The organism is Escherichia sp. SCLE84, assembly GCF_012584495.1.
Classification (GTDB): Bacteria; Pseudomonadota; Gammaproteobacteria; order Enterobacterales; family Enterobacteriaceae; genus ECMA0423.
The window spans coordinates 612418-639038 of the sequence record NZ_CP051430.1 but is presented as its reverse complement, the minus strand read 5'-3'; the positions used below and the strand labels follow the sequence as shown (position 1 = coordinate 639038).

42 protein-coding genes and 4 pseudogenes are annotated in these 26621 nt (G+C 47.5%); 14 read left to right on the top strand and 32 right to left on the bottom strand.

All coding sequences use genetic code 11. The features are described 5' to 3' along the window. Nucleotides 1–6 precede the first annotated feature (6 nt). Genes HGD79_RS03410 through HGD79_RS03390 form a run of 5 tightly spaced genes read right to left on the bottom strand, consistent with a single transcriptional unit; the run spans nucleotide 7 to nucleotide 5553 of the window. On the bottom strand, nucleotides 7–1326 hold the full coding sequence (locus HGD79_RS03410; protein WP_000123317.1) for a S49 family peptidase: 1320 nt from the start codon (nucleotides 1324–1326) through the stop codon (nucleotides 7–9). Then, nucleotides 1307–2908, bottom strand: a complete 1602-nt coding sequence (locus HGD79_RS03405) for a phage portal protein (RefSeq protein ID WP_001349645.1) — start codon at nucleotides 2906–2908, stop codon at nucleotides 1307–1309. The genes HGD79_RS03410 and HGD79_RS03405 overlap by 20 nt, the downstream gene beginning before the upstream one ends. Then, nucleotides 2905–3111, bottom strand: a complete 207-nt coding sequence (locus HGD79_RS03400; RefSeq protein ID WP_000198149.1) for a gpW family protein — start codon at nucleotides 3109–3111, stop codon at nucleotides 2905–2907. The genes HGD79_RS03405 and HGD79_RS03400 overlap by 4 nt, the downstream gene beginning before the upstream one ends. Continuing rightward, entirely contained in the window at nucleotides 3108–5033 is a 1926-nt protein-coding gene (locus tag HGD79_RS03395) for a phage terminase large subunit family protein (RefSeq protein WP_053879349.1), read from the bottom strand. The genes HGD79_RS03400 and HGD79_RS03395 overlap by 4 nt, the downstream gene beginning before the upstream one ends. Continuing rightward, nucleotides 5008–5553: a DNA-packaging protein gene (locus HGD79_RS03390; RefSeq protein ID WP_000453611.1), complete on the bottom strand. Its 546-nt coding sequence runs from the start codon at nucleotides 5551–5553 to the stop codon at nucleotides 5008–5010. Before HGD79_RS03390 ends, HGD79_RS03395 begins: the two co-directional genes overlap by 26 nt. 388 nt (nucleotides 5554–5941) lie before the next feature. On the opposite strand from HGD79_RS03390, the gene HGD79_RS03385 reads away from it, so the two are divergent. After that, complete coding sequence (locus HGD79_RS03385; RefSeq protein WP_001368374.1) at nucleotides 5942–6175, top strand: YlcI/YnfO family protein; 234 nt, start codon at nucleotides 5942–5944, stop codon at nucleotides 6173–6175. Between the two features lie 57 nt (nucleotides 6176–6232). After that, nucleotides 6233–6643 carry a DUF1398 domain-containing protein gene (locus HGD79_RS03380; RefSeq protein ID WP_000373090.1) on the top strand — a complete coding sequence of 137 codons (411 nt, stop codon included), beginning with the start codon at nucleotides 6233–6235 and terminating at the stop codon, nucleotides 6641–6643. A 151-nt stretch (nucleotides 6644–6794) separates the two neighbouring features. On the opposite strand, the gene HGD79_RS03375 is transcribed toward HGD79_RS03380, so the two are convergent. From HGD79_RS03375 to essD, 9 genes are all read right to left on the bottom strand, one after another. Then, on the bottom strand, nucleotides 6795–6968 hold the full coding sequence (locus HGD79_RS03375; RefSeq protein ID WP_001019606.1) for an addiction module toxin, GnsA/GnsB family: 174 nt from the start codon (nucleotides 6966–6968) through the stop codon (nucleotides 6795–6797). 171 nt (nucleotides 6969–7139) lie between these two features. Next, nucleotides 7140–7370: a protein YnfN gene (gene ynfN / locus HGD79_RS03370; protein WP_000720962.1), complete on the bottom strand. Its 231-nt coding sequence runs from the start codon at nucleotides 7368–7370 to the stop codon at nucleotides 7140–7142. A gap of 4 nt (nucleotides 7371–7374) precedes the next feature. Then, a complete protein-coding gene (gene ynfR / locus HGD79_RS03365) occupies nucleotides 7375–7440 on the bottom strand; it encodes a small protein YnfR (RefSeq protein ID WP_168848530.1) in 66 nt (21 codons plus the stop codon). 2 nt (nucleotides 7441–7442) lie between these two features. Continuing rightward, entirely contained in the window at nucleotides 7443–7631 is a 189-nt protein-coding gene (locus HGD79_RS03360; protein WP_071524604.1) for a cold-shock protein, read from the bottom strand. 10 nt (nucleotides 7632–7641) lie between these two features. Beyond that, the gene (gene cspI / locus HGD79_RS03355; RefSeq protein WP_000066495.1) at nucleotides 7642–7854 is read right to left on the bottom strand and encodes a cold shock protein CspI; all 213 of its coding nucleotides are present in this window, start codon (nucleotides 7852–7854) and stop codon (nucleotides 7642–7644) included. Nucleotides 7855–8217: 363 nt separating this feature from the next. Next, nucleotides 8218–8715 (bottom strand): DUF2514 domain-containing protein, encoded by a 498-nt coding sequence (locus HGD79_RS03350; protein WP_001071769.1) that lies wholly within the window; start codon nucleotides 8713–8715, stop codon nucleotides 8218–8220. Next, entirely contained in the window at nucleotides 8712–9245 is a 534-nt protein-coding gene (locus tag HGD79_RS03345) for a lysozyme (protein WP_001092971.1), read from the bottom strand. The genes HGD79_RS03350 and HGD79_RS03345 overlap by 4 nt, the downstream gene beginning before the upstream one ends. Beyond that, entirely contained in the window at nucleotides 9242–9553 is a 312-nt protein-coding gene (locus HGD79_RS03340; protein WP_000189915.1) for a YdfR family protein, read from the bottom strand. Before HGD79_RS03340 ends, HGD79_RS03345 begins: the two co-directional genes overlap by 4 nt. A 4-nt stretch (nucleotides 9554–9557) precedes the next feature. Beyond that, nucleotides 9558–9773 carry a phage lysis protein EssD gene (gene essD, locus HGD79_RS03335; protein ID WP_000839590.1) on the bottom strand — a complete coding sequence of 72 codons (216 nt, stop codon included), beginning with the start codon at nucleotides 9771–9773 and terminating at the stop codon, nucleotides 9558–9560. Between the two features lie 219 nt (nucleotides 9774–9992). Here essD and ynfU point away from each other — a divergent pair, with 219 nt between their 5' ends. After that, nucleotides 9993–10163 carry a putative zinc-binding protein YnfU gene (gene ynfU / locus HGD79_RS26510; protein ID WP_001405948.1) on the top strand — a complete coding sequence of 57 codons (171 nt, stop codon included), beginning with the start codon at nucleotides 9993–9995 and terminating at the stop codon, nucleotides 10161–10163. A gap of 363 nt (nucleotides 10164–10526) precedes the next feature. Here the strand turns inward: ynfU and cspB are convergent, their stop codons facing one another. After that, nucleotides 10527–10742 carry a cold shock-like protein CspB gene (gene cspB, locus HGD79_RS03330; protein ID WP_000066484.1) on the bottom strand — a complete coding sequence of 72 codons (216 nt, stop codon included), beginning with the start codon at nucleotides 10740–10742 and terminating at the stop codon, nucleotides 10527–10529. Between the two features lie 300 nt (nucleotides 10743–11042). Between cspB and cspF the strand changes: the two genes are divergently transcribed. Then, nucleotides 11043–11255 carry a cold shock-like protein CspF gene (cspF, locus tag HGD79_RS03325; RefSeq protein WP_000087756.1) on the top strand — a complete coding sequence of 71 codons (213 nt, stop codon included), beginning with the start codon at nucleotides 11043–11045 and terminating at the stop codon, nucleotides 11253–11255. A 54-nt stretch (nucleotides 11256–11309) separates the two neighbouring features. Further along, entirely contained in the window at nucleotides 11310–11399 is a 90-nt protein-coding gene (locus HGD79_RS03320; protein ID WP_120795389.1) for a hypothetical protein, read from the top strand. A gap of 277 nt (nucleotides 11400–11676) precedes the next feature. Here the strand turns inward: HGD79_RS03320 and HGD79_RS03315 are convergent, their stop codons facing one another. From HGD79_RS03315 to relB, 7 genes are all read right to left on the bottom strand, one after another. After that, nucleotides 11677–12429, bottom strand: coding sequence for an antitermination protein (locus tag HGD79_RS03315; protein ID WP_001047135.1), 753 nt, complete (start codon nucleotides 12427–12429; stop codon nucleotides 11677–11679). 13 nt (nucleotides 12430–12442) lie between these two features. Then, entirely contained in the window at nucleotides 12443–13492 is a 1050-nt protein-coding gene (locus tag HGD79_RS03310) for a DUF968 domain-containing protein (protein WP_168848293.1), read from the bottom strand. A 1-nt stretch (nucleotide 13493) separates the two neighbouring features. Next, nucleotides 13494–13772: a hypothetical protein gene (locus tag HGD79_RS03305; protein ID WP_012304870.1), complete on the bottom strand. Its 279-nt coding sequence runs from the start codon at nucleotides 13770–13772 to the stop codon at nucleotides 13494–13496. Nucleotides 13773–13838: 66 nt separating this feature from the next. Beyond that, a complete protein-coding gene (gene rem / locus HGD79_RS03300) occupies nucleotides 13839–14090 on the bottom strand; it encodes a protein Rem (protein ID WP_000980994.1) in 252 nt (83 codons plus the stop codon). A gap of 216 nt (nucleotides 14091–14306) precedes the next feature. Beyond that, nucleotides 14307–14462, bottom strand: a complete 156-nt coding sequence (hokD, locus tag HGD79_RS03295; protein WP_000813254.1) for a type I toxin-antitoxin system toxin HokD — start codon at nucleotides 14460–14462, stop codon at nucleotides 14307–14309. A 71-nt stretch (nucleotides 14463–14533) separates the two neighbouring features. Beyond that, nucleotides 14534–14821 carry a type II toxin-antitoxin system mRNA interferase RelE gene (gene relE, locus HGD79_RS03290; protein WP_000323025.1) on the bottom strand — a complete coding sequence of 96 codons (288 nt, stop codon included), beginning with the start codon at nucleotides 14819–14821 and terminating at the stop codon, nucleotides 14534–14536. Next, entirely contained in the window at nucleotides 14821–15060 is a 240-nt protein-coding gene (relB, locus tag HGD79_RS03285; RefSeq protein ID WP_000534858.1) for a type II toxin-antitoxin system antitoxin RelB, read from the bottom strand. Before relB ends, relE begins: the two co-directional genes overlap by 1 nt. A 24-nt stretch (nucleotides 15061–15084) precedes the next feature. Between relB and ydfV the strand changes: the two genes are divergently transcribed. Continuing rightward, the gene (ydfV, locus tag HGD79_RS03280; RefSeq protein ID WP_168848292.1) at nucleotides 15085–15390 is read left to right on the top strand and encodes a protein YdfV; all 306 of its coding nucleotides are present in this window, start codon (nucleotides 15085–15087) and stop codon (nucleotides 15388–15390) included. Nucleotides 15391–15592: 202 nt separating this feature from the next. Beyond that, nucleotides 15593–15925 (top strand): FlxA-like family protein, encoded by a 333-nt coding sequence (locus tag HGD79_RS03275; RefSeq protein WP_001317460.1) that lies wholly within the window; start codon nucleotides 15593–15595, stop codon nucleotides 15923–15925. Nucleotides 15926–16361: 436 nt separating this feature from the next. Here HGD79_RS03275 and HGD79_RS26505 read toward each other — a convergent pair whose 3' ends face one another. From HGD79_RS26505 to HGD79_RS03240, 10 genes and pseudogenes are all read right to left on the bottom strand, one after another. Next, a complete protein-coding gene (locus tag HGD79_RS26505) occupies nucleotides 16362–16541 on the bottom strand; it encodes a hypothetical protein (protein WP_247653389.1) in 180 nt (59 codons plus the stop codon). Nucleotides 16542–16631: 90 nt separating this feature from the next. Beyond that, nucleotides 16632–17294, bottom strand: a pseudogene (locus HGD79_RS26500) (IS1202-like element ISEsa1 family transposase); the annotation flags it as partial. 37 nt (nucleotides 17295–17331) lie between these two features. Beyond that, nucleotides 17332–17703, bottom strand: coding sequence for a helix-turn-helix domain-containing protein (locus HGD79_RS26495; protein ID WP_021511900.1), 372 nt, complete (start codon nucleotides 17701–17703; stop codon nucleotides 17332–17334). Between the two features lie 634 nt (nucleotides 17704–18337). Then, nucleotides 18338–18759: pseudogene (locus HGD79_RS26340) on the bottom strand (hypothetical protein). A gap of 165 nt (nucleotides 18760–18924) precedes the next feature. Further along, nucleotides 18925–19107: pseudogene (locus HGD79_RS26940) on the bottom strand (hypothetical protein). Nucleotides 19108–19236: 129 nt separating this feature from the next. Next, nucleotides 19237–19726, bottom strand: a pseudogene (locus HGD79_RS03260) (class I SAM-dependent methyltransferase). Further along, nucleotides 19723–20145, bottom strand: coding sequence for a DUF977 family protein (locus tag HGD79_RS03255; RefSeq protein ID WP_168848291.1), 423 nt, complete (start codon nucleotides 20143–20145; stop codon nucleotides 19723–19725). Before HGD79_RS03255 ends, HGD79_RS03260 begins: the two are co-directional and overlap by 4 nt. A gap of 40 nt (nucleotides 20146–20185) precedes the next feature. Beyond that, nucleotides 20186–21151 (bottom strand): hypothetical protein, encoded by a 966-nt coding sequence (locus HGD79_RS03250; RefSeq protein ID WP_000054509.1) that lies wholly within the window; start codon nucleotides 21149–21151, stop codon nucleotides 20186–20188. Beyond that, nucleotides 21132–21653: a toxin YdaT family protein gene (locus HGD79_RS03245; protein ID WP_168848290.1), complete on the bottom strand. Its 522-nt coding sequence runs from the start codon at nucleotides 21651–21653 to the stop codon at nucleotides 21132–21134. The genes HGD79_RS03250 and HGD79_RS03245 overlap by 20 nt, the downstream gene beginning before the upstream one ends. Further along, on the bottom strand, nucleotides 21637–21864 hold the full coding sequence (locus tag HGD79_RS03240; protein WP_168848289.1) for a Cro/CI family transcriptional regulator: 228 nt from the start codon (nucleotides 21862–21864) through the stop codon (nucleotides 21637–21639). The genes HGD79_RS03245 and HGD79_RS03240 overlap by 17 nt, the downstream gene beginning before the upstream one ends. 80 nt (nucleotides 21865–21944) lie before the next feature. Here HGD79_RS03240 and HGD79_RS03235 point away from each other — a divergent pair, with 80 nt between their 5' ends. The 7 genes from HGD79_RS03235 to HGD79_RS03205 all read left to right on the top strand — a co-directional run bounded on the left by HGD79_RS03235 (nucleotide 21945) and on the right by HGD79_RS03205 (nucleotide 26563). Then, on the top strand, nucleotides 21945–22352 hold the full coding sequence (locus HGD79_RS03235) for a helix-turn-helix domain-containing protein (RefSeq protein ID WP_000381212.1): 408 nt from the start codon (nucleotides 21945–21947) through the stop codon (nucleotides 22350–22352). A 168-nt stretch (nucleotides 22353–22520) separates the two neighbouring features. Beyond that, nucleotides 22521–22676, top strand: coding sequence for a DUF1391 family protein (locus HGD79_RS03230; RefSeq protein ID WP_000379578.1), 156 nt, complete (start codon nucleotides 22521–22523; stop codon nucleotides 22674–22676). A 1-nt stretch (nucleotide 22677) separates the two neighbouring features. Continuing rightward, nucleotides 22678–22806, top strand: a complete 129-nt coding sequence (ydfB, locus tag HGD79_RS26820; protein WP_000344964.1) for a protein YdfB — start codon at nucleotides 22678–22680, stop codon at nucleotides 22804–22806. Nucleotides 22807–22835: 29 nt separating this feature from the next. Continuing rightward, nucleotides 22836–23054 carry a protein YdfC gene (ydfC, locus tag HGD79_RS03225; protein ID WP_168848288.1) on the top strand — a complete coding sequence of 73 codons (219 nt, stop codon included), beginning with the start codon at nucleotides 22836–22838 and terminating at the stop codon, nucleotides 23052–23054. Between the two features lie 567 nt (nucleotides 23055–23621). Continuing rightward, nucleotides 23622–23810, top strand: coding sequence for a cell division inhibition protein DicB (dicB, locus tag HGD79_RS03215; RefSeq protein WP_000854559.1), 189 nt, complete (start codon nucleotides 23622–23624; stop codon nucleotides 23808–23810). Next, complete coding sequence (ydfD, locus tag HGD79_RS03210) at nucleotides 23807–23998, top strand: lysis protein YdfD (protein ID WP_001083280.1); 192 nt, start codon at nucleotides 23807–23809, stop codon at nucleotides 23996–23998. Before dicB ends, ydfD begins: the two co-directional genes overlap by 4 nt. A 93-nt stretch (nucleotides 23999–24091) precedes the next feature. Continuing rightward, a complete protein-coding gene (locus HGD79_RS03205) occupies nucleotides 24092–26563 on the top strand; it encodes an exonuclease (RefSeq protein WP_021511903.1) in 2472 nt (823 codons plus the stop codon). Nucleotides 26564–26621 lie beyond the last annotated feature (58 nt).

Genomic DNA, 26621 nt, shown 5'->3' with positions numbered 1-26621 from the left:
CATCCCTTACACTGGTGTGTTCAGCAAATCGTTAACGGCATCAGATGCCGGGTTACCTGCAGCCAGCGGTGCCGGTGCCCCCTGCATCAGACGATCCAGCGCAGTGTCACTGCGCGCCTGTGCACTCTGTGGTGCAGCTGCCAGAATGCGGCGGGCCGTTTCCACGGTCATACCGGGGGTTTCTGCCAGCACGCGGGCCTGTTCTTCGCGTCCGTGAGCCTCCTCACAGTTGAGGATCCCCATAATGCGGCTGTTTTCTGCCGCAACCGCAGCGGTGATCTGCGCGTTCACGTCCGGCTGCGCCGCGCTGGCGTTTTCGCCCTCCGTCGCTGGCACCACGTCAGTAACGTCAGCCTGCGAAGCAGTGGCTGAAACAGTTGTTGATTGAGTCTCTTTGGTCATTCGCCCTCCTGAGAGACGGGATTTACGTGCATCCAGTGCATCACGCATAACGGTGATCGCATCGGTGCTGTTGACAAGTTCATCAGCCAGTCCGGCATCAATGGCCTCCTGACCGCTGTACACTGCAGCCTCGGTATCCAGCACAGCCTGCACGGACAGGCCGGTATATGCCGACACCTTCTGTGCAAACATCCGGCGGGTTGCATCCATCCGGGACTGCAATGTTTCCCGGACATCATCCGGTAGATGGCTGTAGGGGTTGCCATCCACCTTATGGCTGCCGCTGTAAATCAGCGTGATTTCCACGCCCTGTTTCTCCAGTGCAGCGCCGTAATTACTGTGAGCCATCATGACGCCGATGGAGCCTGTCCGGGCGGTCTGCGTGACCAGACGCCGGGAGGCGGCACTGGCAAGCAGCTGACCTGCGCTGCAGTTCATGTCATTGGCCAGCGCCCATACCGGCTTTATGTCACGCACACGGGCGATGATGTCAGCGCAGTCAAATGCCCCCGCCACCATCCCGCCGGGCGTGTCCATATCGAGCAGAATGCCGTCCACCATCGGGTCACTGGCAGCCTGTTGCAGACGGGCGATAATGCCGTTGTAACCGGTCATCCCCGAGTACGGCTGCAGCGCCCGCGTCCGGCTGACCAGCGTGCCGGACACCGGCAGCACGGCGATGCCGTTCATGACCTGATAACTGCGGGCCTGTCGTGGTCCGTCATCATCACCGGATAATGCCAGCGTCGCGAGTGCCTCCTGGGCAGTCAGGCTGTCGCCGGACACCGCATCCGTCAGGCGGCTGATCCCAAGCTGGCCTGCAAGCGCACAAAAGAAAACCCGCGCATAGGCGGGTTCAAGCATCAGCGGCTCATTAAAAGCCATGCTGGCAATATGCGGGAGATTACGCAGCTCTGCTGTCACTCTTCTCCTCCTCTGTTGATTGTCGCAGCCCGGATTCAAATGCCGCAGCCGCCCAGGCGGGCGGTTTAAGACCAGCTGCGCGGCGCTCCATCGTTTCACGGACCTGCTGGGCAAAAATTTCCTGATAGTCGTCACCGCGTTTCGCGCACTCTTTCTCGTAGGTGCTCAGTCCGGCTTCTATCAGCATCACCGCTTCCTGAACTTCTTTCAGACCATCGATGGCCATACGACCGGAGCCTATCCAGTCGCAGTTCCCCCAGGCACTGCGGGCTTCCTGAAAGCTGAAGCGCGCTTTTGAAGGTAACGTCACCACGCGGCGAACGATGGCCTCTTCCAGCCAGCACAGAAACATCTGGCTCGCCTGACGGGATGCGACGAATTTTCGCCGCCCCATAAAGTACGCCCACGACTCGTTCGCACTGGCCCGTGCCGTGGAGTAGCTCATCTGGGCGTAATTCCGGGAAAGTTGCTCATACGAGACACCCAGCCCGGCAGCGATATACCGCAACAGTGACTGCTCAAACACGGAGTAGCCGTTATCCGTGTCCTGAGCCGTCTGCAGGTTCAGTGAGTCCCCCGGCATCAGGTGCGGTACTTTTGCGCCTCCCAGCCGGACCGGCGCTGCGGCGTAATACGCGGCAATTTCACCAATCCAGCCGGTCAGCCTTTCCCGCTGCTCCTGACTGTTCGCGCCCAGAATAAAATCCATCGCTGACTGCGTATCCAGCTCACTTTCAATGGTGGCGGCATACATCGCCTTCACAATGGCGCTCTGCAGCTGCGTGTTCTGCAGCGTGTCGAGCATCTTCATCTGCTCCATTACGCTGTAAAACACATTTGCACCGCGGGTCTGCCCGTCCTCCACGGGTTCAAAAACGTGAATGAACGAGGCGCGCCCGCCGGGTAACTCACGGGGTATCCATGTCCATTTCTGCGGCATCCAGCCAGGATAGCCGTCCTCGCTGACGTAATATCCCAGCGCCGCGCCGCTGTCATTAATCTGCACACCGGCACGGCAGTTCCGGCTGTCGCCGGTATTGTTCGGGTTGCTGATACGCTTCGGACTGACCATCCGGAACTGTGTCCGGAACAGTCGCGACGGGCTGGTATCCCAGGTGGCCTGAACGAACAGTTCACCGTTAAAGGCATGCATGGCCACACCTTCCCGAATCATCATGGTGAACGTGCGTTTTCGCTCAACGTCAATGCAGCAACAGTCGTCCTCGGCAAACTCTTTCCATGCCGCTTCAACCTCGCGGGAAAAGGCACGGGCTTCTTCCTCCCCGATGCCCAGATAGCGCCAGCTTGGGCGATGACTGAGCCGGAAAAAAGACCCGACGATATGATCCTGATGCAGCTGGATGGCGTTGGCAGCATAGCCGTTATTGCGTACCAGATCGTCCGCGCGGGCATTGCCACGGGTAAAGTTGGGCAGCAGGGCTGCATCCACACTTTCACTCGGTGGGTTCCACGCCCGCAACTGCCCACCAAATCCGCTGCCACCGCCGTGATAACCGGCATATTCACGCAGCGATGTCATGCCGTCCGGTCCCAGAAGGGTGGGAATGGTGGGCGTTTTCATACATAAAATCCTGCAGGTCCCCTGCGTCGCTGTGTCATGCCGGTCTGCACCTCCAGCTCCGCAATGTATTTTTTCAGGTCAGACACGGAAGTGGCCGTAAACTCCACTCGCCGTCCGTCTTTCTGTACCGTTGCCACCCGTTTACCTGTCATCAGGTCATGCAGTGCCGCACGGGCAGCGGCAAGTTCTTCCTGTCGCGTCATTCATCCTCTCCGGATAAGGCACGGGCGTAATCTGCCAGTGTTTTCTTGTTGGTTGCTGCACCATCCTCTTCCTGCAGGCTCGCCAGCAGTGCACTGAGATCCAGCTGCCAGCGGGAAATACTGATGCGCAGCGCCGCCAGCGCATAAACGAAGCAGTCGAGCGCCTCATTGCGTCGCTTTTTGCTGTCCCACAGTATTTTTTTCCTGCCATCCACCCATTTTTCGACCTGCTCTTCAGCAGTCAGCTGCTGCGCTTCGGTCAGATCAAAAATATCCGGGTTATTCGGGAAGTGAACGGCACCGGGAAGCGGTTCATCCCCTTCCGGCGTCAGTGTGAAGCGGTTATAAATCTGCTCTTTCGCGGTATCCGTACCGATTTCGGTAAGGTAAACCCCGTTTTTGTTTCGCTTACGTGGCATGCTGGCCACCGGCTTTCCGTAGACGGATGCCCCTTTAATGGGGATCACCCGGAACAGCCCATGTTTTTTCGAGCGTTCATACACAATGGTCGGGTCAATCCCGCCAATATCCCAGCAGATACGGGATACCGACATTTCTGCACCATTCCGGCGGGTATAGGTTTTATTGATGGCCTCATCCACACGCAGCAGTGTCTGTTCATCGTCGTGGCGGCCCATAATAATCTGCCGGTCAATCAGCCAGCTTTCCTCACCCGGCCCCCATCCCCATACGCGCATTTCGTAGCGATCCAGCTGGGAGTCGATACCGGCGGTCAGGTAAGCCACACGGTCAGGAACGGGCGCTGAATAATGCTCTTTCCGCTCTGCCATCACTTCAGCATCCGGACGTTCGCCGATTTTCGCTTCCCACGTCTCACCGAGCGTGGTGTTCACGAAGGTTTTACGTTTTCCCGTATCCCCTTTCGTCTTCATCCAGTCTTTGACAATCTGCACCCAGGTGGTGAACGGGCTGTACGCCGTCCAGATGTGAAAGGTCACGCTGTCAGGCGGTTCAATCTCTTCACCGGATGACGAAAACCAGAGAATGCCATCACGGGTCCAGATCCCGGTCTTTTCGCAGATATAACGGGCATCAGTGAAGTCCAGCTCCTGCTGGCGGATGACGCAGGCATTATGTTCGCAGAGATAAAACACGCTGGAGGGATCATCCGGCGTCCATTTGAGGCCAAACGGCGTCTCTTTATCGCCAAATTTAAGGTACTGCTCCTCCCCGCAGTGCGGGCAGGCAACATGAAAACGCATAAAATGCGGGGATTCACTGGCTGCACGCTCAATCTGACAGGTGCCTCTCACTTTGGGCGTGGAGCCACGGATGGACTTTGGCCAGACCGAGCCTTCAATACGCTTGTCACCCAGGAACGTCGGAGAGCCTTCCTGTTCAATATCCTCATCAAAAGCAGCAAGTTCATCATAACCCGCCACATCCACCGACTTTTCACGGTAGTTTTTTGCCGCTTTACCGCCCAGGCACCAGAAGCCACGCCCATTAGTGAAACGCTTCATGGTGAGCGTGTTATCCCGGTGCTTTTTGCCATACCACGGGGCCAGCGCCAGCAGCGACGGAATATCACGAATAGTCGGCTCAACGTGGGTTTTCATAAAGTTCTCGGCATCACCATCCGTCGGCAACCAGATAAGGGTGTTGCGCTGCTTATGCTCTATGAAGTAGGCATAAACACCCAGCAGCATTTTGGAATAACCGACACGGGCAGACTTCACCACATTCACCTCACGGATGTAGTCGCTGCCCATCGCATTCATGATGGCCCGCTGAAAGGGCAGTGTTTCCCAGCGCCCTTCCTGGTATGCGGATTCTTTCGGGAGATAGTAATTAGCATCCGCCCATTCAACGGCGGTCTGTGGCTCCGGCCTGAACAGTGAGCGAAGCCCGGCGCGGACAAAATGCCGCAGCCTGTTAACCTGACTGTTCGATATATTCACTCAGCAACCCCGGTATCAGTTCATCCAGCGCGGCTGCTTTGTTCATGGCTTTGATGATATCCCGTTTCAGGAAATCAACATGTCGGTTTTCCAGTTCCGGAAAACGCCGCTGCACCGACAGGGGGATCCCGTCGAGAATACTGGCAATTTCACCTGCGATCCGCGACAGCACGAAAGTACAGAATGCGGTTTCCACCACTTCAGCGGAGTCTCTGGCATTTTTCAGCTCCTGTGCGTCGGCCTGCGCACGCGTAAGTCGATGGCGTTCGTACTCAATAGTCCCTGGCTGGAGATCTGTCTCGCTGGCCTGCCGCAGTTCTTCAACTTCCCGGCGCAGCTTTTCGTTCTCAATTTCAGCATCCCTTTCGGCATACCATCTTATAACGGCGGCAGAGTCATAAAGCACCTCATTACCCTTGCCACCGCCTCGCAGAACGGGCATTCCCTGTTCCTGCCAGTTCTGAATGGTACGGATACTCGCACCGAAAATGTCAGCCAGCTGCTTTTTGTTGACTTCCATTGTTCATTCCACGGCCAAAAACAGAGAAAGGAAACGACAGAGGCCCAAAAGCTCGTTTTCAGCACCTGTCGTTTCCTTTCTTTTCAGGGGGTATTTTAAATAAAAACATTAAGTTACGACGAAGAAGAACGGAAATGCCTTAAACCGGAAAATTTTCATAAATAGCGAAAACCCGCGAGGTCGCCGCCCCGTAACCTGTCGGATCGCCGGAAAGGACCCGCAAAATGATAATAATTATCATCTGCATGTCACAACGTGCATCTACGCCATCAAACCACGTCAAATAATCAATTATGACGCAGATATCGTATTAATTGATCTGCATCAACTTAACGTAAAAACAACTTCAGACAATACAAATCAGCGACACTGAATACGGGACAACCTCATGTCAACGAAGAACAGAACCCGCAGAACAACAACCCGCAACATCCGCTTTCCTAACCAAATGATTGAACAAATTAACATCGCTCTTGAGCAAAAAGGGTCCGGGAATTTCTCAGCCTGGGTCATTGAAGCCTGCCGCCGGAGACTGTGCTCAGAAAAAAGAGTTTCTTCTGAAGCAAACAAAGAAAAGAGTGACATTACTGAATTGCTCAGAAAACAGGTCAGACCAGATTGAAGCAATTTAGATAATCGTGCAGACTACGCCCCCTCATATCACATGGAAGGTTTATCTATGGATCAGGTAGTCATTTTTAAACAAATATTTGATAAAGTTCGAAACGATTTAAACTATCAATGGTTTTATTCTGAGCTAAAACGTCACAATGTCTCACATTACATTTACTATTTAGCCACAGAGAATGTTCATATTGTATTAAAAAATGATAATACAGTGTTATTAAAGGGCCTAAAAAACATTGTGTCTGTCAAATTTTCAAAGGATAGGCATCTTATAGAAACGACCTCTAATAAGCTGAAATCCAGAGAGATCACATTTCAGGAATACAGAAGAAACCTTGCTAAAGCAGGAGTTTTTCGGTGGGTTACAAATATCCACGAACAAAAAAGATATTACTATACCTTTGATAATTCATTACTATTTACTGAAAGCATCCAGAAAACTACACAGATCTTACCACGCTAAACCATAACGTCCGGCTTCTCTCACTCCTGAGCCGGACTGCATTGGTTTAATAAAAACCATCAACAATTGTGATTTAGATATTCGGAACCATTCAAATATAACAAAACCCCGTAAAAACGAGGTTTATGGATAAATTTTATTATTGAATACATCAGATTAAATTAATCTTGACATCATAGCTTTCAAGACCCGTCATTTTTTCCCGTGCGGTAAACTGAATACTGGTAACTTCTTTCCCGGTCTTTTTCTTAAGTTCAATAATTTTTTTTGTTATATATTCAGAAATATCTGCTTCTGCTTTTGTTTTTAAGTTTTCAATATTCATCATTTCCTCTTTTAGTCTGTTATGACTTTCCAGTTACACAGTAAGTCGATTATATGGTGCAAACGTGTAAAAGATAAGATGAAACATCGCAATAATCAACATACGATAGTCTAAATTTTACACAAACAGACAAAGAAAATTTTCCTGAATTATCAATACAATAGCATCAAATCAACTCAAGAGCCTTATTGCTGCTTCCAGAATTTCTTCTGAAGTAACATGTCGATCCGCGGCTACATAAATGACTTTATGATCTCCGGTCAGAGATGGAAACCCTGCGGCCATTACAGTAAGGTGTGTTTTTTCGCCATTTGGATATTCACGCATGATGGTGTTAACTCCAGTCATCGCTGGCACTACCACTGCAGGTTCAGAGTTAAAAAAAACTATGATTTTTTTCATGATGTTACCGTAGTATGTGAGTATCCATCGAATAGGTACCAAGCAAAAAAGCTCCCGAAGGAGCCTTCATTTTCACTTTTTTAAATCCAACGACAGACGGCTGGCATTTAAGTATTGTGAAATATTATCAAATGTAATCATCATTGATTTACAAAAGATACATTTTGCCCCGAAAGGATTCATGTCAGAAACATCAAAAGATGATGTTCTATACTGGGAACCATGACAACACGGGCATCTAAAGTGAATATGGTTTGTAATATTGTCTACCTCAAAGCGCCACTACATGAACAGCGGCAGGACCTTTAGGTCCGTTCTCAATACCAAATTCAACTTCCTGATTCTCAGTTAATGTTTTGAAATCGTTGCTCTGAATTGCTGAGAAATGGACAAACACATCTTTGCTGCCATCTTTCGGCGTGATGAAACCAAAACCTTTTTCAGGGTTAAACCATTTCACTAAACCAGTCATTTTGTTAGACATAATTATTACCTTTTGAAGAAATTAGCCCTTGGGCAGAATGGTCCGAAAAAAAATATCAGAGAGAAAAACCAACAAGGAAATCTCAAGAGGTACAAATAATAAAATTATAACAATGACTGCTTCAGATAAATTTGTAACAAACCAGAACACCATTAACGCATGATTAACCACCCATAGCAAGGATTACTTTTGTAAAGAAAAACACAGCAATGAAAGAATAGCTTTATTTATTAATAATAACGTGTCATTCTGATTAAGACCTTTTATCTTACCCTTAAGATTTCAGGAATTTTGGCTCATGGAAGAGTCCTTTTTATTTAAATTTTACATTCCGCGATGTAAATGTTCCGATTTAATATTACCCTACATTTGATGCTTTTTATCTCTTAAAGATTCATAGATCTGTTGACAAGTCACTCCTGCGATGTAGCGTTCGTCAGCAATTTCAGCATAAAGCTGAGCTTCTGCTGCAATATCTCCGAGCATGTTGGTGAGCATTCCTTCGGCGGTTTTGGTTGTTTTGCCTCTGACGGCAGCGGCAAGATCTGCGGTATGCTTCGCTGCGTCAAGGCGTATGGCATATTTTTTTGCTTCGGCACGCAACTGGTTAACACTATCAGACAGATAAGCAGCCCTGGCAGAAATTTCAGCAGATTTCTGTTGTGCATCTTTAACAGCCTCATCACGGGCTATAGTTCGCCCCTGTTCAATTATTCGAGCAGCAAATTGAGCATTTACCTCTTGTGATAATGCGGCAGCATCACGTTCCGCCCATTTTTTTTGCCATCCTCTGTCGCTCCAGACATTTCCGACGATAAATCCTGACAACACGAGAAAAATCACCATGAATATCTGATTCACTGTTCTATCCCCCAGCAGGTTAATGCGCTCTCCTGGTCACGACGAATAACCTGACCGTAACAGTTATTTGAACGAATGCGGCAATCGCGTCCGCCATCCTTAATCCACCAGCGAATCGCTTCGCATGCACCTTTACGATCACCAGCATTCAGCCGCTTATAAAACGTCGACGGGAAACACTTACCGGGGCCAATGTTATAGGGACAAAATGACGCGATACCCGCTTTTTGTGGTTCGGTCAGTGGTACTTTAATATTGCGCTCCACCCATGCCAGCGCCTTATCACGCTCAATGGCGTTGACCTGGTCGCATTTTTCCTTCGACAGTTTCATATTGGGAAAAACGGTTTTTCCATCCACCACTGTGGCACCCCGACAGATGGTCCATATGCCAGAACCATCGCGGTATGCCATTGTGTGGTTACCTTCTTTTTCGTCCAGAAACTGGTCAAGTATCTGAGGAGCAGATGCGCCAGCACCAATCAGCGCCAGAACGGCAGCCGACAGGCCGTATCTGATTTTTGTGTTCATATATATTTATGATGAGGACGCTCGTGCTTATTGGCAGGATTTTCAATCTTAAAGGAGTACTGATGCTGCAGATAAGACTCAACTTTTTCTGACAATTTTTCTGCTACTTCCAGGAAGACTTGCCGGACGCTCCTTCTGGCTGCTGCCTCATAAAACTCCAGCGCAGCTCCTTCAACACGGTCCATGGCGACATCCAGGTCAAAAATTTCACCGTCAAAGCGTTCTTTGTCCTGTAAGGCTACAGTTACCGTAACTTTATTCTCAAAATTACGGACTCCTTTCACAACCAGTTCATAGTCTTGAGTCATTGGATTACTCTCCTCTCGCAGCCTTACGCCTGTCTTCTTTAATCTTGAAATAAAGATTTGTCAGATACGTCAGCAGGCCAAAAACCAGGCTACCCAGCACACCGATTGCAGCCCACTGTGACGGAGTTACTTTATCGAGTAACTGCAATGCCCAGAAACCAGCATTACCCGCCGATGTGCCATAGGCAACACCTGTTGTTAACTTATCCATTGATTTCATATCCTCACCCCGATGTACACGGATGGTGCAATATGTTTGAAAAGATCGGAGTCTACGGGGTAGTTTTGACAGCACACGTTGTTCTCAACGGCGCTAAAGAAACATACACATTAAAAATGTGAGTAATTATTTTGAAAGAAAGTTATATATAAAATAATAATACGAGAAATGTTTTCATATTTAGTGTACTGTATACGGCCATTTATACAGGAAAAGCCTATGTCAGAACGTAAAGACTCAAAATCACGCCGTAATTATCTCGTTAAATGTTCCTGCCCAAACTGCACCCAAGAGTCAGAACACAGTTTTTCAAGAGTACAAAAAGGTGCCCTTTTGATCTGCCCTCATTGCAACAAAGTATTCCAGACAAATCTTAAAGCTGTAGCCTGATTGATTTTATTAGTAACAAGTATTTTTTATATTTTAATAATATATTTAAAGCAGATAATAAAAAACCCGCCTGAGCGGGTTTGAGATTGTGGTGCTTTTTGTGGGAGTCATCCACTTACGCACTTTGTTTTGCCATGCCAGCAGTTAGCTTCTGCTGTAAAACTATTCATGCAGCAAACCTGCACTTCACCACAATGGTTAGCATACTTTTCCTGATTAAGATTTTGCCAAATATGCTGGCCATTGTTTCATGTATTGGACCTCCTTACTTTTTATTAAAGAGATCCAATATTCACTACTCTGTCCGTATCTCTACTCAGGCATCAGCCTTCTTCGTTATCGTATACAGACGAGCGATGAATTTTAATCAGTAATGATGACATTTGCTGCTGCAGGACCTTTAGCACCACTCTCTATAGAGAAGGTAACCTTTTGACCTTCAAATAAGGTTCGATAATTATCATTCTGAATCGCAGAAAAATGCACAAACACATCTTTACTACCATCAACAGGAGAAATAAAGCCGAAACCTTTATCAGCGTTAAACCATTTTACTAAACCAGTCATTTTATTTGACATTCTACATTCCTTAACTTGAGCCTTTCGGCATAAATGGTTTGCATAACAGAAACGACTTCGTACTTAATTGGAGAGACTCAAAGAAGGAATAAGTGAATAACACCTGAAATGAGAACTGCTTTAGTAAACTACTTCGTATATCGTCTGTTCTTCAAACCGACGCAATCATTAACGCATAGTTGAACATATGAAGCAATGTTTATTTTAGACATCCAGCCATCTTCAACCCCATCAAAAAACTATAGCTTTCTTCAGGAACGTGTGTATAGTGCGCCAAGTTATCAGTATTAAGGAATTTTTTTGTCCCGTAAAATGACAGGAATTGTCAAAACCTTTGACGGCAAAAGCGGCAAGGGTCTTATCACCCCATCCGATGGTCGTATCGATGTCCAGCTTCATGTCTCAGCGCTCAATCTCCGCGATGCAGAAGAAATTACCACCGGATTACGCGTGGAATTTTGCCGGATAAATGGTCTGCGTGGCCCTTCAGCTGCCAATGTTTACCTTTCATGAGCTATATTAAAGCTTTAATTTCAGGCCCCATCGGATCACACATGGAGAGTTTTTATGAATAACCCCGTCTGTCTTGATGACTGGTTGATTGGCTTTAAAAGCTTATGCTGTACTTTGGCCGTAATAGCTCTGCTAATAATATAATAAGCAGACTCATTGTGTTTAGGGACATTGTACTGGAAGAAAACATTTTAAACATCAGGCAAATAACCAAGTCACCAGCTAAATAATAAGTTAACAGACATGAGTCCCGGGATGAGATTCAACATTACCATTGCCCCATTTAAAGCACAAAACCCGCTCATCAGCGGGTTTTCTACTTTTTCTTAACGTCGGGTATACAAAGCCCATCGTTGAAAAAATTTTATCCATATTTTTTGAAAAATGCAAACATCATGTCGCCATCTTCAGCAAAAATCATTTATCTCGTCACCTTCCTCAATTGCGCTTCCGCGTATGCTTCTTCCTGCCAGCACTTTGTTACCAGTTTACCAATGACGTCCGCATACCCCTTATACCACTGATAATCGGTCAGGTCTGGTACCAGCTTCTGGACATGACGTCGTGCCAGCGTGGTCGGTAAACGACTAAACCGGTTTCCATTACAACGCCCACAAATCTTATATACCGGTACGCCATGAAACCGGGTTCTTTTTTCATCCAGAACAATCCCTTTACCCTTACACCCTCTGCACGCTGTGCTGGCTTCGCCCTTACCATGGCAATGCTGACATAGTTCCTTCACCCATTCTTCCTTGATTACAGATTCCCCGCGTCTGTAGTGTTTCACCACTTCGCGCAATACATTATAAAATCCCGTACCTGAACAATGCTCACAGCGAGCCTTACTTGCCGCAGACCTGGAGTAATCAGCAAAGGCAAAACTCACGAGGTAAGGAATAATCTGTAACCGGATTTCTTCACTCAATTTGTTCAATGTCGGGTTATCCAGTGCCATCGCGTAATTTAGCAGGCCTTCAATCGCAAACTGAGGGTCCTGAACACCAACTTTTGCCAGAAATAAGGCCAACCCAAGTGGTGCTTTCGACTGCACCATCCCCTGCGCTGCCATTACATCCGTAATTGTTAAACAACCGGTGCCTGTCGCTGGAGCGTCATCGCTCAATTTTGGAGATTTTGGGGAGTAATATTTTGGTAAGGCTTCAAGGTTCATGCTCGTTCTCCACTTACGCCAGTACGCCAATTGCCAGCGCGCGATCGATAAAACGAAATATCAGCTCCAGTTGGGAGCCATACTTATCTTCAAATGCCACTGTATCCGTATGCAGCTCGTTGTGATGCTTTCTGCACAAAGGCAACACAAAGAGATCATGTGCTTTTGTTCCCATTCCGCCCTGCCCGTGACCAATCAGATGATGCGGATCGTCGGCTGGCATACCGCAGCAAGCACACGGCTGTGTCTTAACCCAACGTGTGTATTTCTCCTTAACCCAGCGGCGACGTTTAGGCAGCTTCATGAAAGATTCCGGAGACTCTGGATCAACGATGATGCTTACCACCGTCTTTTCCTGTGGTGATTTTTGTTGCTGGTGGGCGTAAGGCAACGGTGCAAGATTTTTTGTGCGTTGTTTCAATATGCTGGTGGCGGTCTGCTCTCCCGGTACGATGTCGCTTTCGCGGTACACCGAGCAGATTTTTTCCGCTGGTAATCCCAGCGAACGACGCGATACAGCCTCAGGTAGTGCATCCACCACCTGATTGCAGACCGCCCACCAGGATAATTCAGCCAAAGATAATTCCCGCTCCTGCGTACCGCTTATTGCGTGACGGATGACGTCAATCACCCATGCTGTCAGATTTTGTTGAGCAAGCAGCTCCAGTGATTCCGATGTCTGGTCACGCAGTTGGTTGTCGCAGTGCCAGCACAACACCATTGCGCCGGTACCATAACGGTGAATGACTGTTTCAGTGTGATGGTAATCGCCATTAGGCCACTGGCAGGATGTAACATGACGTAATAGCCAGTCGGACAATGCGCCAACGCCGCCAGCAGCACGAATCACCCGTTCGTTACTAAAAAACGGCAGCAATGTTTTGTCTTCCGCCAGCGGCTGGCGAACGGCAGGAACGACTCCGGATGGCAGATTACGCATGCTTTTTGGTTCCGGTTCCACCAGCACTCGAGGATTATGAAATATCTGTATGGATTCACGGCCCGGCTTAAGGACCACCAGCCCAAGCTCAGGCACCAGAACAGGTCTAAGTAATACCCGCACGTTACCTCCAGATCCGTTGCTGGAAAGTGCGGGACGCACGTGGTGGGCGTTCGGAATAAGGCAGCCTGACAGAGATTATCCAGTGCCGATAGTCGAGACTGAGAGCTTTCTTAACCTCGAACCCGCGCCTGCGGTAAGAATGAATCAGCCATTCGGCCTGTTCTGCAGTGCATGGAGGGTGCTGGAACCATTCAGACTTGAATGCGTGAGAATACCGCCCGTGCGTGCAGGCAAGAACGGGCGAATTATCAGAATTGTAATATTTTGCGTTGCGTGCCATCGGTTTTCTCCGGTGGCACGGTGTTACTCAGCGGGAGTTCAGCCCCGCGCAAGATTGTAGATGAGTTTATTCTCCTGAAAAAGCAGAAAAGCCAGCTTTTATTCCGATCTCTTTCAATGCCTGTAATGAAGTGACAAACTCACCTTCGCGCAAGATAAATCCGTCCGTGACCCGAGCATCCACAAAATTAATTAACGCAGCCCCATTCTTTCGCAAACACATAATGCGGTAATGACTAACAAGATTTCCATTTTCAACGCACACAGCATAGAGGCCATCTTCACAAAAAATTTTACGCAGTTCTTCGATGTTCATCATCAGAATCCTTCCGGATAATTAGCTCTCCCCTTTAAGGGACCATCCCTCTTATCCCTGCGCGCTACTTAAGTATTTTTGATTCTATTCCGGCACCGTCCAGAACTTCAAACGCGTTGAAAATAAAAACAAAAACCCGCCGAAGCGGGTTAAGTGCGGGTGCGTTGAGGATGCCTGCCACATCAGAGGTGGCGAGGGATTTCTCCCCCGCCGGGTCTCTTACTCCTCAGGTTCGTAAGCTGTGAAGACAGCGACCTCCGTCTGGCCGGTTCGGATTCGTACCTCGCAGAGGTCTTTCCTCGTTACCAGTGCCGTCACTATGACGGTTAAACAGATGACGATCAGGGCGATTAACATCGCCTTTTGCTGCTTCATAGCCTGCTTCTCCTGTCAACGCAAAGCAGAAGTGTCACCTTCGGTGCGAAACAGAGATGTCATGCTTTGGTTCAGAGAATGCGTTTGACCGCCTCGCTATATACTTCCGAGCGTTCTCTTTTCCCAACAGAAATCACGAAAACGACAACTTTCTCGTCTATAACCTGGTATACAAGGCGATAGCCTGAAGACCGGAGCTTAATCTTGTAACAATCAGGCATACCACGGAGCTTGTTTGCTTCAATCCGGGGTGACTCAAGTACTTCAACCAGCTTCTTTTTCAACTGTTCACGTACCGTCGAGCCCAGCTTTCGCCATTCCTTTAGTGCCCGCTCGTCAAAATCCAGAAAATACGCCATCAGAGTTCATCCAGCGTCACACGTACTGGCTTAGGATTACGAAGCCGTTCTTTCACTATCTCCACAAGTTCAGCATCTTCATCACTCAGGAGTGTCTGTTTGAACGGCAAGCGTTCATTGTCAGCGATATACTCGAGCATGAGACGAAGCGCTTCAGAAGGAGTTACACCCATTTTTTCAAGCGCGGCGTAAGAACGCGCTTTAAGTTCATCGTCAATACGCAGGTTAATGCTACCCATGTCTTACACCTCTTGTAATTACAAATGTCATTACAAGTATCGCACTACAACATGCTTAGGGCAAGTCACGAAGGAAGTCAGAAAGTAGTCGTAAGAACGGTGATCACTGTCCGCTTTGTGCCAGGAGCAGCCATTGCTAAGTCCATCCTGTATTGTGCAGGTCAGCTCGTTTTTAAAGAGTCCGGCCATCATCTTACTGGTACAGACACCATATACTTTGTGACGGTCAGGCTACATATGCACAACTCAACTTATTCATCTATTTTTTGCTTTAGCATGTCAGTGTTGCTTTCTCGTCGGCGGGCGAGCGGTGACCTGACCTGTCGATAAAGGAACGTAGCACGTTTTATGCAACACCCGCATGCGGCAGAAAATTATTGCCGAACGTTTACCCCTGTCAACAAGCTTTACTTTCTGAGGCGCGCCAGCCCGCGAGGAAAACAATCTGAACATCAAACAATTAATGACACAAGAAATACGATTAAAGATTTTTTTGTGCATGCCGATAGTGCTTTTTTAAAAGGAGAAATCTATGTCTGTCACAATTCAGGGAAATACCTCAACCGTTATTTCAAACAACTCCGCCCCGGAAGGAACATCAGAAATAGCCAAAATCACAAGACAAATTCAGGTGCTGACTGAAAAGCTTGGGAAAATCTCATCGGAAGAGGGGATGACGACACAGCAGAAAAAAGAAATGGCTGCATTGGTACAGAAGCAAATTGAAAGCCTCAGGGCTCAACTGGAGCAGTTGTTAAGGCAGCAGGCAGAGAAAAAGAATAAAGACGCGACAGTTCAGCCTGATAAAAAAGAAGAGAAAAAAGACGATACAAATACCGCTGGCACCATTGATATTTACGTCTAAGTGACAGCCGTATTGTGGCCCTCATCGGGCCACTTTTCGCCATCAGCCTTTTCTTTAAAGACATATTATCTTTGTATCATTTCTGATAGTTAACATTACAAGATATAAGTAATGGACGCACTCCCAATTAGTCTATTTAAATCGCCACGAGTTTAACTGACAACCCATGATCAATTATGAATTGCAACTATTTCTGTAGTCACTTTTGTGGGGACAGTCCACAAAACTGCCAACTTCCGCTTCTTGCTCTTAGCGGACATTAGCATAGGCTATTTACCATAACGCCTCATTACGCGCACCGCCCAGACTGACTCAGCGCGTTTCTGGCATATCCCCGGTAAAACAAGTAACAAACCACCCGAAAATGAACACCAGAAACGCGACTTAAGAATCTACCCTATGAATGGATATGCACTCAACCGAATCGATCTTGGTTTCAATCTTTTTTATCGGGATCAGGCTTCTTTTTAGGTAACTTCGGGGGCTTAACTTGCTGATGACTTTGCGTTCGGCGCGTAAGCCAGGGATGGTCAGCTTTAGGTTTAACATAGTATTTTGAGCGTAAATCAATACGGGCATTATCCGCTCGTTCATGGACACTCTTTTCATCATCCAGTGGTATAGGCTCCGGGCCATCAACATACTTTTCCCAGCCCAGCGCTTTCCCGTCATACAGAACGTTAATTTCACCGTCAAAGTTCTCGCATACAGTAACAACCGAATGCCTAAGTCGATATCCCCGGCCCTCACTGCGTACCTGAAACGCACTGCTTTTGTACTGGAAAGTGAGATTTTTAGACAGAACGCGCTTCGCCTGTAGGCTGAAGATATAACCCAGTTCCTCTTCAGAATGGTGCACATCAAGATGAGCATTATCAGTAGTACGAGGCGACGTAGCGAACCGGTTGTTATAGGCTTCAATAAAGGTCGGCAACCATGCATTTGCTGTTTCAATATCACTGATATTCTGAAGCCGCATTTCTTTGACCAGCCTGTCCTGTAGTGTCTGATTGGCGCGCTCTACCCGCCCTTTTGCCTGCGGGCTGTTGGCATGGATTGGCTCGATGCCCAGTGTCTTTATCGCACGAGTGAACTGGGTCAGCTCACCTTCCCGCTCTGGGTTATTTACCCTGAATATACTGTGTCTATCAGAGTAGAGAGCGAGCGGTACGCCATGATCATTAAGGTAACCCCGGAGGGTTTCCATGTAAGCCCGGGTTGTTTCAGCAGGCACAAAACGCAACGCCATCAACGCACTGGTGGCATCATCAATGAAAACGATCAGTGTACATCTGGGGCCTCGATTTTCAAACCAGTCATGAGGTGAGCCATCAATCTGGATCAGTTCACCGTAAGATGGTCGTCGCATGCGGCGTTGATATATACGGGCAATTTTACGACGGCGTTCACGCCATACCCCCCTCTTCTATCATCCACTTTCTGAGAGTTTCAACGGATAAAGATAAACCGTGTATCTCGCGCAATTTTTCGCACGCAAACGTAGGTCCAAAATCAGCGTAACGGCCTTTGAGGAGTAAAATTACTGTTGCTCTGAATTCAGTAGAAAAGGAATTATTAGGACGCTTTCCACGTCGGTGGGAAACCAGACCAGAAGGCCCTTCATTTCTATACCGTTGCACCAGACGTTTAACCTGCCGAATAGAAATGCCAATGCGTGCCGCAGCTTGTTCCTGAGTAATATGTCGATTAATTGACTCCTGAATAATCTGAAGTCGGTGGAGTTCCTTATGACTCATCGTAACAGTTTCTTTGGTCATGAAAAATCCCCCAGAGAATTGTCTGGGGACATTTTAGAATGGTTCAAAGGGGACATTACAGCTTGGTGTTAACAATAGCCTGCTTCTCCTTGCCTTTCGGCACGTAAGAGGCTAACCTACATGTGTCTGGCATGAAATTGGCCTCAGATTAATGTTAAGCGTCTTGCAGGACGCGTAATGTTAACTGGGGCTTTTCTCTACCTGCCGTTGGTGTTCGTGCCCGAGGCAGATAGCCTCAAGCACCCGCAGTCATTCTACTTAACTAAGATTTCCCCGCAAACCGTTTTTGTCCAGCACAGTAAATATCCAACTAAACCAATGGAGTTCGCTGTATTTACCGCCAGTATTCAATGCACATGACCGCCATGAACACCCCTAAAAAAAGGGCATTTATATATCCAAATATTAATATCAAAACATCAACTTTTTCCATATACCTTGCTGTGAAGATGATGGGCATACATGATGCGAACAACCAGAACGCAACAAACAAAAACTGCAATGCGTTTTTCATTATTCCTCCTACAATCAATGTGCAATTACATTTAAACACACCTCAATTTGGCCGGACATATAAATATCTAAACCAGAAAAAATCACTTACATAGCGTTACAAACTCTTTAGTCTAAAGGTTCATCGTAAAACATTCCCCATACTTATCAGTCCGTTCCGCGCCAGGTAGCTCATTGCCTTATCTGGCAACCTGTAATCAGGTTTCCGCTTTTTCAGTTGGCTGGTCGTTTAACCGACATAGTTAACCCATTAATCTAGTTGCCGGATGTTGGTGGATTTTCGCGTTTTAGTTGTTCATAAAAGTGCACAGCTTTAACCAATTCTTCTGATGTAACCGGGACTGGTGAGGCAGTGAATAAGGCCTGAATTTGATAGTTCGGCCTGTCGTTACAATCCTCTTTTTTCGGTACATATTTCCAGTCACCAGACCACTACTTCCCCTGAAAGTCCGTAACGCCTTTTTTCACGTAGCGATATCGCCATGTCACTGGTTTTGCTTGCCCCGCCGTTTCATGCCCTTCCTGATAATTAATCTCGCTCATTCATCGCCCCACTCATCACAATATGCTTCGACCGGAGTTTTTCCCGCTTCATAGTCATCACGCTAGGATTCGACATCAGCAGCACTTCCACCGCGTAACTCACCATAGTCCATTAATAGTTCATCCCGCTCTTCAAAACTGATGTTATATTTAGCTGAACAAAAATCAGCCACTTTGTTCTTCCTCATCGTCTTTTATTTCGTGGTATGAGTAATTGCAGTAGTTAAAGAAAATTTCTTATGCTCCGTCATGAATTTCATCAGGTGTTGCGTCATCGTCCACTTCGAATACATCCTCAAAATCTCCACCAGCTATTCCCGTTTCAATAATAATTTTGAACTTTCGCATTTCACTACCGCCCTTTCGGGCGGCCTCCTGATGTTCTGAGGGTGCAGAAATCCATCCGGTTAAGGATTAAGTTTTATTTACAGAACTGAATTTAATTATTCAGATATACGTATCTGTAACCTTACGAATCTACTCACTGGATGCCTCTTTCATAAAAATAATCCAGTGGGTTTTATCGTTTTTTCCCTGTTCGTTGACAGATAACAGGCTTTCTATCTGTCAGTGCCAGAATCTGGCTTACCGGTATTTGCGTTTCATTCCATTAAAAAATCAGAACGCCGTGCGGCCTCAACACCCGAAAAGCTTCTTTAAATCTCTGTCGCAAATCATCACGCCAGGCATCTTTATTCAGCCGTCCATATTTCTTTCCCATCCAGGCGTTATCACCAACACGCTCAAGATGCGGAGGGTCTAATACAACCATCGAAAAAGATGCGTCTGCAAATGATAATGCACGAAAATCTGCGATAATGTCAGGGCTGATAATCAAGCGTCTCCCATTGCGTAATGTGTATCCTTCTTTTCTGATATCGCTAAATATCGCCCGTTCGTCAGACTTATCGAACCAGAACATGCGGCTGCCACAGCACATATCAAGAATGGTTGCCGGTGCACTCACTGCGCCACGTCCTGAAAATTACCCTGATAGAAAGCCAGTATGCGCTGCATAACTTCGCTCTTCCGGCACTCGCGACAGATTATGTTTAGGCGACTGTCGTAGCGACGTGTTTCTCCGTCAGGTGATGACCAGATAAGGTCCGGATCAACCACAGCAGGTTTCTTCACCTTTGCCCTCGAGAGTTTTTTGCGGGCGTTTTGCCAGTCCTTACGCGCCTGTTCAGAGGGGAATAACCCGTAGCCGGAGTTGTATACATCGCCACTGGCTACCAGCTCTCTGGCAAGAACGCTCATCAGATATCTAGTCGCACCTGTTTTAGCTTCCAGTTGCCGTAACGTCTCACGGCCGCTCTGGCGCACGAGTTCCACCACCTGCCATTTAATTTTTTCCCGCTCTTCTTGTGTAAAAACTTTTGCCACAAGTCCCCCTTAAAATTACCTCATGACCTGAAATCAACACTTATCCTCTGAAACCAGGCGGAATTTCTGTATCCGGTTCAGAAATATGATTAACACAACGCTGTACAGGTGAACGTCCCAGGCGGATGACCAGTTCGTCCCATTTTTCGCGGAGCTTTGACGGGCTCATGATGTTTTTTACCCAGAATGGATCTCGCTGAACCCGACCAAACATTTCGCAAATTTGTCTGTGGCTTCTGCCATCCAGCATCCGCATTGTGCGCACGTCATTGGCCCAGGCAGTCCAGTTAGGCTCTTTTGGTCGCATGATCTCGCCATCATCACTGGCTGCCTGTTCGTAGAGACCCACGATCCGCCCCCAGATCCACTGCGCACACGCCAAATCCTCCCTGCTACCCCACTGGCGTTTTTTCGCACTAAACACAACCGCGTCGGAGTTCCGGGTTAAAAAATCCTGTTCAGTCGTCTGCGGGTCCGGTTGCGAAGCTTCCGGACGAAAAGTGTTTTTATTCTCTGTAGTAATCTCTGTTGTATTCTCTGTAAGATCATCAGGCCATTTTGACCCGATGACATTGGGTCGTTTTGAATCAATGGAGCGTTTCATTTTGACCTCTTCCATCGTGTCATTTTGACCTGATGGAGCGGCGCATTTTGAACCGATGGATTCGCTCAATTTGCCACCATCTAAAAGCTCGCTCCCATAGTTGATCGTGTAGAAATTGGTCATATCGCGCTTTGATTTATTGAGCTTTTCACAACGCAAAAGCCCCAGCGTTTTCAGACTTGCAAACGCGCGCTTTAACGTTGACTCTGACCAGAATGGGAACTGTTCCAGCCATTGTTCCGTTGTGTTATAAATCCAGCGAACACCATCACATTCCATGCCGGAGTTGGTATCTCTCAACCAGTAGTGCAGTTGTTGCAAAACAATGGCTTCGTTTAAGCCAATTTTCATTGCCAGCTGCGTGTTTATAACCAGTGGGCGTTCAGCAAAAAGAAGGCTCATAATTCCATCCAGCTTTTTGTTGGTATTGCTGTCGATACGCAAGCTTGAAAGCAATTGCTTTTTCTATAAGTTCGTCAGTTTCACGATCCACTACGGCAGGATCAGCAAAAAGCAGTCCGGACTCCACCACATCGCCATATTCTTTGTTTAACCCGGCGATCATGCACGTGATGCTTTTTCCGTCAATAATTTCACGATACAACCTGAAATCACTAATCCGGATAGCCTCCATAATCGCAGGCACTAGCGCCGTGAACTTTTCACGCTTATCCCTGGTGTCGATAGCCTTCCAGCGTTCGAATATCTTCACTCGATTAACACCAAGCGCTCGCTGATCAACCGCGCCACCTTCATCTGTGACACGCTGAACATCGATGTTCGGGCGCTCTTTCAAAGCCCAGAATGCTTCAGTGATTAATATCGTCGCCTGCTCCTGTGTCATTCCTGGTCGACATATCCAGGCATCCAGAGCCTCACGAGCCTGTTCAGGAGTGATTTTCATTGTTCAACCACCCCGCCCGCTTCGTCTTACGATATTCATCATAAACTTTGGGATCATACTGAAGCTCCCCGCCAGATGCCTCCTGTAGACGCATCGCGCGACCTTCAGGAACCAGTATCCCCCAAGCAGCAACACTTGCCAGCCTCACTCCTGCGGCATTGGCAAGCTTTGTTTTGCTGCCAAAAAAAGTAATTGCGTCAACTTTAAGCATCAAATCCCCCTCTTGTTAGATTTTTCTAACATTATTGTGCGCGGGATACCTAAGTCAAGAAAAATTAGAATTACCTAACTATGGATACAAGAACCCTGGGCCAGCGAGTTCTGGCGCGACGAAAAGAATTACGCTTAACACAACGAGAAGCCGCGCGCCTCGCTGGAGTTGCTCACGTCACAATTTCACAATGGGAAAGAGACGAAACCCAGCCAGTCGGAAAACGATTGTTTGCTTTAGCGGATGCTCTGAAGTGCTCACCTACATGGCTAATGTTTGGTGACGAAGACAAGGCACCAGTGCCTGCACAAGAACTTCATGTGGAAACAGAGCTAACTCCCAACCACAAAGAATTGATCGAATTATTCGATGCTCTTCCATCTTCCGAGCAGGAAGCCTTGCTGTCTGAAATGCGCGCAAGAGTAGAAAACTTCAACAAACTCTTCGAAGAAATGCTTAAAGCGCGTAAAAATAAATCAATAAAATAACATTCTTTTCAAGTGATTAGTTGCGCCCACCCTTTTTGTTAGATCAATCTAACAAAAAACACTTGCCTCTCATGTTAGGTTATTCTAAATTATTTTCCATCAAGACACCGCACGGTGTTCTCAGCAAACAGTTCCGCTACCCCGGCGTTAAGGGGAAATGAGGTCAGCATGGATACTATCGATCTTGGCAACAACGAATCTCTGGTGTACGGCGTGTTTCCAAACCAGGACGGCACGTTCACCGCAATGACGTATACCAAAAGCAAAACGTTTAAAACCGAATCTGGAGCGCGTCGCTGGCTGGAAAGAAATTCAGGTGGGTGATATGGATTTCGACACAATCATGGAAAAGGCTTACGAAGAATACTTCGAAGGCCTTGCCGAAGGCGAAGAAGCTCTCAGCTTCAGCGAATTTAAACAGGCGCTTTCCAGTTCGGCAAAATCTAACGGCTGATAAGCGAAACAGCACCGCAAGGAATCAGTATGCAGAAACGAGAACCCGTTATCATCGCGCCAGACTATACCGATGATGAACTTTATGAGTGGATGCACCAGAAAATTAATGCAGCGCAGGATCTGAAATGGGCTAATGAAGCCAGGGCTAAGCAGGCTGAAAATATGTTCTCTCTGGAGCAGGATATCACCAATCTGGAAAAAGCAGCGGCATTAAGCATTGCCAGAATGATTACATACCCGCGTTAATAGCTAACCAACGAAGCTAAGGTTGGTAATTAAGGAGTTCTCCACGGGTGAGGTGGAGTGCGTGCGCCGGACACGGGTGAGCATCCGGCACTGACAGTTTACTGAAAGGATATTTCCCTGAAAAGTCAGACCATAACGCGAAAGCGCACGGCGAGGTAGCTGGTTCATAGATAGCCTGTCGTTAAATTTTCGTCGACCGTGCGCTTCCGGTTGTGGCAACCCGCGAAATGGCGCGGCGGTAAGTATGGCGGGGTTATTCCTTCCCCGTTGAGGACACCGGGTTGTCAGGTTGACCATACGCTTAAGTGACAACCCCGCTGCAACGCCATCTGTTATCAATTTTCTGGTGACGTTTGGCGGTATCAGTTTTACTCCGTGACTGCTCTGCCGCCCTTTTTAAAGTGAATTTTGTGATGTGGTGAATGCGGCTGAGCGCACGCGGAACAGTTAAAACCAAAAACAGTGTTATGGGTGGATTCTCTGTATCCGGCGTTAATTGTTAACTGGTTAACGTCACCTGGAGGCACCAGGCACCGCATCACAAAACTCATTGTTGAGGGCGCGATAATGAAAACGTTATTACCAAACGTTAATACGTCTGAAGGTTGTTTTGAAATTGGTGTCACTATCAGTAACCCTGTATTTACTGAAGATGCCATTAACAAGAGAAAACAAGAACGGGAGCTATTAAATAAAATATGCATTGTTTCAATGCTGGCTCGTTTACGTCTGATGCCAAAAGGATGTGCACAATGAATTCAGCATTTGCGCTTGTTCTGACAGTTTTTCTTGTTTCCGGAGTGCCAGTTGATATTGCAGTCAGTGTTCACAGGACAATGCAGGAGTGTATGACTGCAGCAACCGAACAGAAAATTCCCGGTAACTGTTACCCGGTCGATAAAGTTATTCACCAGGATAATATCGAAATCCCGGCAGGTCTTTAAAACAGTTCCGTAATAAATATCCGGTTTCATTCTTATATGCCAGCAATGGCAGGGATTTGTTCATCCTTAAATCTGTCATGAGGTTAAAACAAAATGAGTAAAGTCTTTATTTGCGCCGCTATTCCTGACGAACTGGCAACAAGGGAAGAAGGCGCTGTGGCTGTAGCCACAGCCATTGAAGCTGGCGACGAACGCCGTGCTCGAGCAAAATTTCACTGGCAATTCCTGGAACATTATCCGGCTGCTCAGGACTGCGCTTATAAATTTATTGTCTGCGAGGATAAACCTGGTATACCCCGCCCTGCCCTCGATTCATGGGATGCTGAATATATGCAGGAAAACCGCTGGGATGAGGAGTCTGCTTCTTTTGTCCCGGTTGAGACTGAATCCGATCCGATGAACGTCACTTTTGACAAGCTGGCCCCTGAAGTACAGAACGCTGTCATGGTTAAGTTCGACACATGTGAAAACATCACCGTTGATATGGTTATTAGCGCACAGGAATTGTTGCAGGAAGACATGGCAACATTCAACGGACATATCGTTGAAGCGTTGATGAAAATGCCAGAAGTTAACGCCATGTATCCGGAGCTTAAGTTGCACGCCATTGGGTGGGTTAAGCATAAATGTATTCCTGGTGCTAAATGGCCCGAAATTCAGGCAGAGATGCGCATCTGGAAAAAACGTCGCGAAGGTGAACGCAAGGAAACCGGAAAATACACGTCTGTTGTTGATCTCGCCCGCGCCAGAGCCAATCAACAGTACACTGAAAATTCAACAGGAAAAATCAGCCCGGTCATTGCTGCCATTCATCGCGAATACAAGCAGACATGGAAAACACTGGATGACGAACTGGCCTACGCTCTCTGGCCTGGTGATGTGGATGCCGGAAACATTGACGGCAGCATCCATCGCTGGGCAAAAAATGAAGTTATCGACAACGACCGCGAAGACTGGAAGCGTATCTCGGCATCAATACGCAAACAGCCTGATGCCCTTCGCTACGACCGCCAAACTATTTTTGGCCTTGTCCGTGAGCGTCCGATCGACATTCACAAAGATCCCGTAGCACTGAACAAATATATCTGCGAATACCTGACGACAAAGGGCGTGTTTGAGAATGAAGAAACAGACCTGGGCACTGTTGATGTTCTCAAGTCATCAGAAACACAAACTGATGCAGTGGAAACTGAGGTATCTGATATCCCAAAAAATGAAACCGCACCGGAAGCTGAACCATCTGTAGAGCGTGAGGGGCCGTTCTATTTCCTCTTCGCAGATAAGGACGGAGAAAAATACGGTCGCGCAAACAAACTTTCTGGTCTGGATAAGGCACTGGCTGCTGGCGCCACTGAAATCACAAAAGAAGAATATTTTGCCCGAAAAAATGGCACATACACGGGCTTACCGCAAAATGTAGATACCGCTGAAGATTCAGAACAACCAGAGCCGATAAAAGTTACCGCTGACGAAGTAAACAAAATTATGCAGGCAGCCAATATCAGCCAGCCTGACGCCGATAAGTTGCTTGCTGCATCACGTGGTGAATTTGTTGAAGGGATTAGTGACCCGAATGATCCGAAATGGGTTAAGGGGATCCAGACCCGCGATTCTGTGAACCAGAACCAGCATGAATCGGAACGGAACTACCAAAAAGCGGAACAAAACAGCCCAAATGCGTTACAAAACGAGCCAGAAACGAAACAGCCTGAATCAGTGGCGCAACAGGAAGTGGAAAAAGTCTGCACCGCTTGCGGTCAGACCGGCGGCGGCAACTGCCCTGATTGTGGCGCGGTGATGGGCGACGCAACATACCAAGAAACATTCGATGAAGAGTATCAGGTTGAAGTTCAGGAAGATGATCCGGAGGAAATGGAAGGCGCTGAACATCCACACAAGGAGAACGCTGGCGGCAATCAGCATCACGATAGCGATAATGAAACTGGCGAGACGGCAGATCACTCAATTAAGGTGAACGGTCATCACGAAATCACATCCACCAGCAGGACGTGTGACCATCTAATGATCGACCTTGAAACCATGGGAAAAAATCCTGATGCCCCGATCATCTCAATAGGTGCAATATTTTTCGATCCGCAAACCGGAGATATGGGACCGGAATTTAGTAAGACTATCGATCTGGAAACTGCTGGCGGAGTCATTGATCGGGACACCATTAAATGGTGGCTTAAGCAATCACGCGAAGCGCAATCGGCCATTATGACCGATGAAATCCCGTTAGATGATGCACTGTTACAATTGCGGGAATTTATCGACGAAAACTCCGGTGAATTTTTTGTTCAGGTTTGGGGAAATGGAGCCAACTTCGACAACACGATTTTGCGCCGTTCATACGAACGGCAGGGGATCCCCTGCCCGTGGCGTTACTACAACGATCGCGATGTACGCACAATCGTTGAGCTGGGGAAAGCCATAGACTTCGATGCCAGAACGGCTATTCCATTCGAAGGTGAGCGCCATAATGCACTTGATGACGCCCGTTACCAGGCAAAATACGTTTCAGTTATCTGGCAAAAACTGATCCCGAGTCAGGCTGATTCTTAATGTTCAACTGTCGCCGGTTGTGACTGGTATTCTGCAACCGGCGCTCGTCTGATGTAAG